The organism is Mesorhizobium sp. M1409, assembly GCF_040317535.1.
In the GTDB taxonomy this organism is placed as follows: domain Bacteria; phylum Pseudomonadota; class Alphaproteobacteria; order Rhizobiales; family Rhizobiaceae; genus Mesorhizobium.
The window spans coordinates 1-10,128 of sequence record NZ_JAMYKV010000097.1 but is presented as its reverse complement, the minus strand read 5'-3'; the positions used below and the strand labels follow the sequence as shown (position 1 = coordinate 10,128).

Here is a 10,128-nt window from a genome sequence, read left to right as displayed (position 1 = left end):
ATCGAAAGCTTGACCCCAGCACCGCGGTGCTCAGGTCCTCATGGCATCGGATATGCACGTCTGCGGTCTTCACCGGATGCGTACCTTGAAATCACGGTGGCTGAAGCTGTAGCGGGTTGGGAATTTATGCGTCAGCAGTTGGGTCTCCGAGCGAGAGCTGAGCGACGGCCAGATGGTCGGCCCTGTAGATGAAGCGGGGCTTGTCCTCTCTAAGCCCAATTAGGGAGACTTTGTTGCGGTTGCGGCCCGCAACCATTCGAACAATCCAGTCCTGGTCTGTTCGATGGAACGCTATGTCGCCGGCTTCCGCATTTTCTCCCTTCAGTGCCGGTACATCCCGCGAAGGGTAGCGCGGGCGCCTATCCTTTAGCCAATCCAGTTCGATTGAGGTTAGGCCTCGATGCTCTGACGTGCGTCATCGATCACCGCTTGCTCGGCTGCTTCAGGTTCTCCCAAGGCACCACCTGCCGCAAAGCAGGAACTTTTAGAGTCTAATGTTCCGGCTGTTTGGTCGAATCGAAAATCGGCTTCCAATCGCGGTTGTCGCTTCTTCGGCATTGGAACCTCACTGCCATACGACCGTTTTTCCACGGGAGAAACGAAGGAGGTCGCCACCATGGACTGGAACCGCGTCGAAGGAAATTGGAAGCAGGTCAAAGGTAAGGTCAAGGAACAGTGGGGCAAGCTCACTGATGATGATCTCGACCGCATCGCCGGCAAGCGCGATCAGCTCGAAGGCAAAATCCAGGAACGCTACGGCATCGAGAAGGATCGCGTATGCCGAGACATCGACGAATGGTATGGTCGACAAGGCTGGTAGGACAGCGTCGATCGCCAAAGGGCGCCGTCGCGGACCGCGCCCTTTTCGCCACTTTCATCGATCGAATGTTGGCTTCCAGTCGCGGTTGCGCTCCCGCTGCTGGCCCTCGTAATCAGGAATGTTGAAGATCTCTTGATTGGCAGTTAACACGGGTCGTCAGAACGCTAATTGCGCTGCTGAGCCGCTGCACAATTTCGGTATGTCTCCTCCCACCGACGTTGTCCTTGGACAAGCGCGCGATCTAGCGCTCCTTGCTGTTCGCAAACCATGGCCGCGGGCGCACGGTCGCCTGGGCGACCGACATCGGTCCGCATTGGCTCTCGCAGGACTTTCTCGAATGGCCGCTCTACGGCAACTTGATGTGCGAACATGGTGCGGTGGCCTCGCCGGCACCGAATGAGAAGGGCGGATACCTGGTCAGTGCCGTTGCTGGTTTCGCTGCAGGCCTTAATTCGGCTTTCAACTAATGACGGTGAAGGGCCATTTTGACGGACGTCACAATGGTACAAAACATCTCATAAGTCTTTGACTTTACTAATACAACTCAGAGTTCAATCCTTTCTCGCAGCACGAACTGGCGCGGAGCTTTGGCCACAGCGATCAGATCAAGGTGAAGGCACTGGATTTCCGATAGGAGTCGCTAACACGTGCTCCGCTTGGACTTCTTTCGTGACAACTTCGAAGCCAGCAAGTCTCGATGAACCGAAACTGGTTGAGAGTGCAACATCAGTCGCGTCGCAACCCGTCGCCATCAGGATCCTACCTATGCGAGGGCGGTTATGCCGAGCATCAAATGTGAACCAGTGACCGCTTAGATATGCTTGGAACCATGCGCTGAAATCCATGGGATCCGGCACCGGAGGCACGCCAATGTCGCCGAGATAGCCGGTGCAATAGCGCGCCGGGATGTTCATGCAGCGGCATAGCGAGATGGCCAGATGCGCAAAGTCGCGACAGACGCCGGTTCGATCTGCGAGAGCGCCGTGGGCAGTCCGAAGCGGGTCCGCGGCTTGGTAGCTGAAAGCGATGTGATTGTGCACGAAATTACAGATCGCCTGCACCCGCGCCCAGCCGGAGGGGGCATTGCCAAAATTCGCCCAAGCGAAGTCGCCAAGCCGGTCGGTGTCGCAATAGCGGCTGCCCAGGAGAAACCTGAGCACCTCGTCGGGCAGTTCCTTGATGTCGTGCTGGATGGCTTCTGGCATGACGACATCAGACTTCCCAGTATCGTAAATGTCGAAACTCGTGGATATCGTTGTCAGGCCCGCAGGCGCTTCTATTCTCGTGCACGCGTTGCCAAAAGCGTCAATGTAGCCGCGGGCTTCGATCGGGCGATCAAAGCCTAGGACCTGTTCTGTCAACAGATCGACGCGGCGTGAAGGATGGATCTCAAGGACGAGCAGCATTGGTGTCTGCTGCGGACATTCGTAGGTGAGGTTGAAACCCGCGCGGATGCGCATCGATGCTCCAATGCCTTGATTCAGGAACCGGGCAAACTCCAAATTGCCCAAACAGTTCCGGAGAACATCAGACAGAGCTAATTTTGTTTCGCCACCTTTACCTCAACAGTCATGCCAAGAAAACTTGAGGCGCTGCCGGAGTAGCTTCCCGAAAGAGGTATGGCCTGCTGGGGATGCCTGGCCACGGCCACCCTGATCAGATCCCGGTTGCCGACAATGCCATTGGTAGGATCGAACTCGACCCAGCCGGCACCAGGCAAATAGACTTGGCACCAGGCATGCGTCGATCCTCCGCCGCGCACATCAGCACTGTCGCGGCTCGGCACATAGACATAACCGGTCACAAACCGGGCTGCGAAGCCGAGCGACCGCACCGCCTCCATCATGAAAAGCGCGAAGTCCCGGCATGTGCCTTTGCGCAGATGCAACGTCACGAGAGGCGGCTGCGTCCCGGTTTCGATCCGACGGGAATAGACGAAGCTCTCATGGATGGCGTAGCAGAGCGTCATCAGCAATTTGCCGGTCTCGGTTTGTCCCGAGGCATTCACGAACTGCCGTGCCCATTTGCCAATCTCGTCGCTGTCATCGGCATGATGGCGCTCCATGGTTTGCGCGAGGTCGGCCCCCTCATCGGGATCGTAAGAGAATGGATAATTCAGCGCGGCCTCATCGATACGGAAATCGGGCGCATGCTGCGGCGTGTGATCGAGCCGAATGTCTGTCGCGAAATGGAGTTTATTGGCCGAACCCGTGAATTCGATCACGGCAACGCAGTTTCCAAAAACGTCATGGATCCATCGAATTCCCATCGGCTCGGGGTCCACGGATAGGGCGTGGTCCAGAAGTCGTTGATCGAAACTGTCGCGCGGCCTGAACATCAGCCGGTGCTCGCCAAACCTCACCGGTTGGTTATAGCGATAGACAGTCGAGTGCTTGACTGAAAAAATCGGCATCGGCGTCCGCCAACGATTTCGCAGGAACGTCCGCAGCAATCTAGCGCCTAATCGGCCCGGAACGAACTGTTTCCGCTCCGCCGGCCCGGCGTGTTCCTGGACGCGCTTCCACAGCCGGTCTCGGATGGCGCCCCGCGAGTTGATTGAGGCCGAGCCGACATATCTCCCGGTCGCCCGATCCGCCATCAGGGCGAAAGCCGGCTTCCCAGGCTCACGCTCGACGCCAAGCAACTCGTATTCGTCAATGCTGTAAGCTTTGGTCCTGAGCCAGGCCGTCGAATTGCTGTCCTTGCGCTTCGAAACCATACCTTCGAGCCCGGCTTGATCGATCAGGTGGATGATCGCCTTAGCCTCGCCAGGAAGTGGGGCTAAACTGGATGCTCGCGGCGATCTTCCAGCGGCATGTCGCGTCGAACGCAATGTGCGCCTCAGCGTGAGTGGGGGGCATGGATATTAGCCTAGCTGGGATTGTCATTGTATTAGCGTAAGCGCATATTAGCCCTGCAAGCGGCCTGCTACGCCCCGTCTGTAAAAGACATTGATTGGGCGCCGATGTCCGACAACACCCGGCAATTACTCGCCCTCGTTGTCTTCATCTGCACATGGTCTTCGCTGGCCGGCTTTCAAAAGGGAGGACTTCGATGCGCTACTTTCTAGCCACTTTTTGTTTCGTCGCACTAGTTATCGGCGGTGGCGAATCTGCAGGTGCCCAGACAGCCCAATCAAGCATAGAGGCGAACAATGCGGACTTTGTTGCGAAGTTTGCCGCTAAGGATACGGCGAGCTTGGCTCAACACTACACCGAAGACGCGGTAGCGTTTCCTCCCAACGAAGAGCGGGTCGCCGGCCGCGAAAGCGTTCAGAAGATGTGGCAGAGCTGGATCGATGCAGGATTGACCGATCTGACCCTGAAAGCGGCGCAGGTCGAGGAGAGCGGCAATCTCGCGTATGAGGAGGGCACCTACTCTATCAAGATTCCCGGTAGCGACGGCAAGACCAGTGAGGAAATCGGCAAATACATTGTGGTTTGGAAGAAGGGCGCCGACGGCGAATGGCGACTGCATCGGGATATTTGGAATACGAACCTTGCTAAGAAGTAGAGGTCGCCAATCACTCCCGCCAGCGACTCGTGATTTCGAGCTGGACTGGACGACCCGTCTTCTGCTGAACGACGATTGCGCGGGTCCTAATCTCCGGCCCCGAAACCACATTTCTAATCCTGATCTTGACCAGGTCGCAGCCGCGAAGCTTGCTGTCGATTGCCAGATCGAACAGCGCACGGTCTCGAACGCGCCCCTCGCGATCGAGGAAGAAGCGAACAGCCCAGATCTGTTTCTGTGTGAGCCGACGCTTGGTTCCTACTTTCATTTCCTGCATTCCAGGCGGCCCGCTCGCGGCTAGCATCATCGTATTGAGAGTGACTCATGTGAGTTCTCCTCGGCCTTGATTGGCCGATGGAGAAACGGGAAGCCCCAGCGTTGCAGGTCGGGGCCGAAACCGAAACGGCAGCTCCTGGCATTTAACTGGCGATTGCAGGCATGGTCTCGGAGTCCGTAGGCCTGTCTTGATCCACGGAGGCCTGACAGGCTCGTCGAAACTTTGCATCGCCAATCGATTGGCGACCTCCGTCATTTCTGGCGAAAGGCGGAGTGGAACGATACGACCAGCGGGCCTAAAATGTAGTCGAGTGCGGTACGTTCCTCGGTAACGATCATGACCGACGCTGGCATGCCTGGATAAAGCGCAATCTGGGGGGCCGCCGCCAATTCCATCGGATCGACCGCTACGTCGGCAAGATAGTAGGGAAACCCGGTTTTGCTGTCGGTAATGCGATCCGCCGAAATGCGGGTGACGCGTCCATGAATTGTGGGAATTGAGCGCTGCTTGTATGATGTGAAGCGAACTTCGGCCGCCATCTCGGGTCGCAGGTTCGATATGTCCTCGACGCGAACCTGCGCCTGGACGATCAGCGAATTCTCGGTCGGCACGATGTCGAGGATTGTCTGGCCCGGCGCCACGATCGCCCCGATCGAGAAGACGCTGAGATCCATTACCTGACCGTCATAAGGCGCGCGGACTTCGGCCCGGTCCATGGCAGCCTGGGCGGCAAACATCTTTGGCACAAGGTCGGCAAGATTCGACTGGGTTTCGATCAGCATGGCCGAAAGCTTGGCTCGGCGCTCATTGGTCAGTTGCGCGATCTGGCTATCGAGCTCGGCCTTGCTCTGCTGGCTGCCGGCGATTGCGCCGAGGTTTTCGTCGATCAGGCCTTGCAGATCCGAGGCGGATCTTTCCAGTTCCAGAATGCGCGGGCGGGTGGTCAATCCGGCCTTGAGCAGTTTTGAAAGGCTGGCCTTCTCGTCGATCGTCGATTGCAGCTGGGCGTGGTAGGATTCGACACGAGACTGCTTGCCCTGGATCTGCTCCTCGAGTTCGCCAATCCGCCGCTCGAGGATCTGCTTGGCGCCGGCCATCGAGGCGCGCTGGCTTTCCAGGTCGGCGATCTGGTTTGCCATCGCATCCCTGAGGTAGGCCTCGTGCTCCTTGAGGATGTCCTTCGGGAAGGCAACAGCCTCGCTGCCGTCCAGTTCGGCCCGAATCCTGGCATCGGTTGCGCGAAACAGCGCATATTGCTGAGCATAGAGATTGAACTCGGAGCGAATCCTGGTGTCGTCCAGCGCCAGCATTATGTCGCCCTTCCTGACGATGTCGCCATCCTTGACGCGGATCTCCTTCACCGTTCCGCCGTCGAAGTGCTGCACGCTCTTGCGATTGCCTTCCACCTTGACGACAGCGTCGGCGAGCACGGCGCCGTTCAGCGGGGCAAATGCCGCCCATCCGCCGAAGATGCCGAAGAAGGCGACGATGATCAGCAGGCCGACATAGGCCGGCACCTGGATCGAATCCGGGGCCAGGATACCGGTTTCGCCGGGCAGGCTTCGGTAGGTGAGGGCCCCGTCGCTCATCGATCTCTCCGGCCGCGGTTCATTGGGTTGCCACCGCCATTGGCGCCGAGCGCTGGTTGAGCAGCGCCACGATCTCGTTTCTCATGCCGAAGGCCTCGACCGCGCCATCGCGCAACAGAAGGATCTTGTCGACATTCGCCAGGGTCGAAGGCCGGTGCGAGACGATGATCACCGTGCTGCCGCGGCGCTTGAGCTCGATCGCGCACTCGCTCAGCGCGCGGTCGCCATCGGCGTCTAGATTGGAACTCGGCTCGTCGAGAATGATCAGTTTCGGCGTTCCGAACACCGCCCGTGCAAGAGCAATCCGCTGCCGATATCCCCCCGACAGCACGGCGCCGCCTTCGCCGATCTGGGTCTCGTAACCCTGCGGTAGGCGGATGATCATCTCGTGTACGCCGGCGAGCCGCGCGGCCTCGATCACCTCCTGGTCGACATTCGTCTTGAAGCGCCCGATATTGGCGGCCACCGTATCGGAGAACAGTTCGATATCCTGCGGCAGGTAGCCGATGTGGTCGCCGAGCGCGTCATGCCCCCACTGCGACATGTCGGCGCCGTCCAGCCTGACGGTGCCGCGACTGGGCTGCATGACGCCAGCGAGGTTACGTGCCAGCGTCGACTTGCCGGCGCCGGAAGGGCCGACGATTCCGAGCGCCTCGCCCGCTTCCAGTCGAAACGATACGTCCCGCAGAAGCACCTTCTGCTGGCTGGGAATTGCGTAGCTGACCTGCTCGACGGAGATCTTGCCGCTGGGCTTGGGCAGGTTGAACGATCTTTCGTTCCGCGCGCCCCCGTCGACCAGTTTCTCGACCCTTGCCAACGCAGCCCGCGCCAGGATCAGGCTGCGCCAGAGGCCGACGATCTGCTCGACAGGCTGCAACCCCCTGCCCAGCAGTAGACTCGCGGCGAACATGGTGCCGCCGGTGATCTGCCGCTCGATCACCAGATAGGCGCCGAGGCCGAGGATCAGTGACTGCATGGTGAGCCGCAGGAACCGGATAAGGCCCGACATCAAGGCGGCGCGGTCGCTCGCCTCCGCCTGGCGCCGCAGCGCCAAATTGCGGTCGCGCCCCCAGCGGCGAATGAGACCGTCGATCATCCCCATGGCGCGAACGACTTCCGCGTTCCTGAGGCTCATCTCCGTAAAATTATAGTTGGTGGTCGCCAGGTCGTTGGCCTGCTTCAGCGGCGAACGCACGAGATACTCGTTGAGCACGGCCATGGCGATCAGGAGCAGCGAGCAACCCAGTGCGAAGAAGCCGAGCCATGGATGCAGCAGGAAGATGATGCCGATATAGATTGGCGACCATGGCAGGTCGAACAGGGCATGGACGCCGCTGCCGGTGATGACCTGCCGGAACGTGTCGAAGTCGCGGATAGGCTGGCTTTGCGAGGAACCGGGCGATGGGGTTTCGACCGACGCGGCAAGGATTTTTGCCGAGAGCAGCCGGTCGAGTCGCGCGCTGGCGCGCGTCAGGATAGCGGCGCGCACCAGGTCGAGGCCGGCCAATGAAAGGAAGGCCGCGAGCAACACCAGGGTCAGCATCACCAGCGTGGTTTCGCTGCCGCTGGTGACGACCCGGTCGTAGATCTGCAGCATGTACAATGGGGACGCGAGGTAGAGCAGATTGATTGCCAGGCTGAATGCCGCCGCGACCAGGAAATAGCGGCGGCATGCCCGAAGCGCATCCTTCACAACTCGAGGTTTGCTATCCAATTCCAGAACCCCACTCGGTGCTCGTCAGGCCGGTGGGCCGCCGCCGACGGCGGCCCTTCTGGTCAGACCACGAAGTCGCTTGAAATTGCTCCATTACCGACGCCCGTCAGCGTGAACTCCGCCGGATTGTACGAAACGGCGGTATGACCTTGGCCGTCATCGGCAAGCTTGAAGCCGTTGGCATCATAGGAGCCGACCAGATGCAGCGCGGTACCGTGGGTACCATCCGAAACGGTCAGCGTTCCGCCGCTACCATCCTGGTTTGCCTGATAGACGGCCGTCGTTCCCGCACCGAACAGGATATCCTCGAGCTCCAGCCTGTCGTCATTGGTGATGCCGCCGATCCGCCCGCTGAAATCGAAGGAATCGTCGAGTTGCAGTGTGCCGGCCGCGTCGTGCGCGAAGGTGACGTCCGTTGACGAGGCGCCGCCGAATTCGAGCTTCGAGAGATTGCCGATCGTGGCGTCACCGTCGCCGGTAACCTGGCCGTCGATGACGATGTCGCCGCCATTGGCCCACAGCATGCCGGAATTCGCCAGCCCGCCGGTGATCGTCAGGCCACCTGAACCGGTCGCCTCCAATGTTCCGGAGTTGATGACGACGCTGCCCCCTGTATCGATGAAGAGCGCATTCGCGCCGGAGGCGATGATGGTGCCCTGGTTGTCGAGGCTCAGCATCCCGCCGCCCAGTTGGCCGGCACCCGAGATCGTGTTGTCGACATTGACCAGAGTGACATCCGGCCCCGTGCCGGAGATCACGTTGGCGGCGCTGTCGGAGAGCAGGATCTGCCCGCCACCCTGCAGGGTCACGCCATGCTGGATGATTTGCAGCAGCGTATCGCCGCCGGTCGAGTCCAGCGAGATGAGGCCGCTATTGTTGATCGTGCCGCTCAGCGGCAGCAAGGCGCCGTCGCCGATCGTCATGGTTCCGGCATTGTTGACCACCGGCGTCTGGTCGAAGACGAAATTGCTTGCCATCAGTGCGCCCGAGTGGACGCCGTCCAGCGTGATCGACTGCCCATCGCCGAGCGTGATCACCGCGTTCCCGTGGGCATCGTCGGCGATATGCGTCTGGAGATCGGCAAAATCTGCCAATCCGTTGTAGCCGATAAGGTCGATCTGGTCGGCCGCCGCATCGAAACTGTGCACCGTGTCGGCGCCGATCGGCTGCGAGAAGACGAAGAGATCGTTGCCGCTCGATCCGGTCAGCACATCGTCGCCAGACCAGGCAAAAATCGGCGAACCCGGAGCGTAGGCCTCGACATTGTCGGCGATGGACGCGCTGCCAGTCGTGCCGTCCGCGTTGGTCCAGGACATCTGGACGTCGAGCACTGCTGCGCCGGCGAAATCGGCAGGCGTGGTGACCGTCAGCCCGTGCAGGTCGCTGGTCTGCACCGTCCAACTGCCGTCAGCGTTGTGGGTTGCGCCGTCGATGGTCCAGCCGGAAGGCACATCCTTCACCGTGACGGTGATGAGCGCACCCTCATGCGATGGATCGGTGAGGGCGAGATTAATCGGCTCTCCGGCAACGCCGGCGGGGTTGAGAGGTCCTAGACTCCCTGCAGCACCCGGGTTAAACGCCGAGTCCGTATAGCTACCTGCTATCACATCAACCTTTACAGAGCCGCTAGCAGTTCTCGTCAAGGTCGCTGTCCAAGTATCACCGTCTACATGAGTAATGTTGCTCAGCGTGCTACGTGTCAATGTAACATCGGTCGCACTGCTGGGATCGAAACCAGTCACAATTTCACTAAATTGGAAGGTGACTATGGAGGTAGAACCGATTGTATTATCTAAGGGCGTACTAGTGATTGTTACAGTCGGCGGCGTCGAGTCGACGGCGGTGCTGACGGTATAGTTAACCGAGTTGCTTGAAGCACCCGGGGCGTTGCCAGCCAGGTCCTGCCACGCCGTACCCACCGTAATGACGTTCGTAGCGTCGGTGATCGACACCAGCGGTGTCAAAGTGGCGGTGAAAACTTTCGAATCGGCCGTAGCTGTAATCGTGCCCAAGGTTGCGCTGGTGGTGTCGTAGCTCACGTCCGCTGCAGTGAAGTTCGACGGTACTTCGCTGAAGGTAAAGGTCACCGTCGTGACATCGCCGGCCGTGAGCGCGGTGTCATTGATCCCAATGGTTGCCGTCGGCCGCAGCGTGTCGATGGCGTAATTGTTGGAATCGGTGGTGCCGCTGTTGGTGTTGCCCGCCGCGTCGCTGA

Annotated in this window: 7 protein-coding genes and 2 pseudogenes; 3 read left to right on the top strand and 6 right to left on the bottom strand. The window is 59.8% G+C overall.

All coding sequences use genetic code 11. The features are described 5' to 3' along the window. Positions 1-616: 616 nt before the first annotated feature. A complete protein-coding gene (locus NKG99_RS34565) occupies positions 617-820 on the top strand; it encodes a CsbD family protein (RefSeq protein WP_352873884.1) in 204 nt (67 codons plus the stop codon). Between the two features lie 251 nt (positions 821-1,071). After that, a pseudogene (locus NKG99_RS34560) lies at positions 1,072-1,179 on the top strand (glutamine amidotransferase); the annotation flags it as partial. Positions 1,180-1,425: 246 nt separating this feature from the next. Here the strand turns inward: NKG99_RS34560 and NKG99_RS34555 are convergent. Together NKG99_RS34555 and NKG99_RS34550 are read right to left on the bottom strand one after the other, a co-directional pair. After that, positions 1,426-2,280, bottom strand: coding sequence for a transglutaminase-like domain-containing protein (locus tag NKG99_RS34555; protein ID WP_352873883.1), 855 nt, complete (start codon positions 2,278-2,280; stop codon positions 1,426-1,428). 77 nt (positions 2,281-2,357) lie between these two features. Next, positions 2,358-3,233, bottom strand: coding sequence for a transglutaminase family protein (locus NKG99_RS34550; RefSeq protein ID WP_352873885.1), 876 nt, complete (start codon positions 3,231-3,233; stop codon positions 2,358-2,360). A gap of 641 nt (positions 3,234-3,874) precedes the next feature. Here NKG99_RS34550 and NKG99_RS34545 point away from each other — a divergent pair. Then, positions 3,875-4,333 carry a YybH family protein gene (locus tag NKG99_RS34545; RefSeq protein WP_352873881.1) on the top strand — a complete coding sequence of 153 codons (459 nt, stop codon included), beginning with the start codon at positions 3,875-3,877 and terminating at the stop codon, positions 4,331-4,333. Positions 4,334-4,358: 25 nt separating this feature from the next. Here NKG99_RS34545 and NKG99_RS34540 read toward each other — a convergent pair. The 4 genes and pseudogenes from NKG99_RS34540 to NKG99_RS34525 all read right to left on the bottom strand — a co-directional run. After that, positions 4,359-4,659, bottom strand: a pseudogene (locus NKG99_RS34540) (site-specific integrase); the annotation flags it as partial. Positions 4,660-4,861: 202 nt separating this feature from the next. Then, positions 4,862-6,199 carry an HlyD family type I secretion periplasmic adaptor subunit gene (locus tag NKG99_RS34535; RefSeq protein WP_352873880.1) on the bottom strand — a complete coding sequence of 446 codons (1,338 nt, stop codon included), beginning with the start codon at positions 6,197-6,199 and terminating at the stop codon, positions 4,862-4,864. 19 nt (positions 6,200-6,218) lie between these two features. After that, positions 6,219-7,913: a type I secretion system permease/ATPase gene (locus NKG99_RS34530; RefSeq protein WP_352873879.1), complete on the bottom strand. Its 1,695-nt coding sequence runs from the start codon at positions 7,911-7,913 to the stop codon at positions 6,219-6,221. Positions 7,914-7,975: 62 nt separating this feature from the next. Further along, on the bottom strand, positions 7,976-10,128 hold a 2,153-nt coding region (locus tag NKG99_RS34525; RefSeq protein WP_352873878.1), incomplete at its 5' end, for an Ig-like domain-containing protein.

Bases quoted from the DNA above. Each gene is read 5' to 3' on its own strand.
- NKG99_RS34565 (WP_352873884.1), top strand. From the start codon at position 617: ATGGACTGGAACCGCGTCGAAGGAAATTGGAAGCAGGTCAAAGGTAAG.
- NKG99_RS34555 (WP_352873883.1), bottom strand. From the start codon at position 2,280: ATGCGCATCCGCGCGGGTTTCAACCTCACCTACGAATGTCCGCAGCAG.
- NKG99_RS34550 (WP_352873885.1), bottom strand. From the start codon at position 3,233: ATGCCGATTTTTTCAGTCAAGCACTCGACTGTCTATCGCTATAACCAA.
- NKG99_RS34545 (WP_352873881.1), top strand. From the start codon at position 3,875: ATGCGCTACTTTCTAGCCACTTTTTGTTTCGTCGCACTAGTTATCGGC.
- NKG99_RS34535 (WP_352873880.1), bottom strand. From the start codon at position 6,199: ATGAGCGACGGGGCCCTCACCTACCGAAGCCTGCCCGGCGAAACCGGT.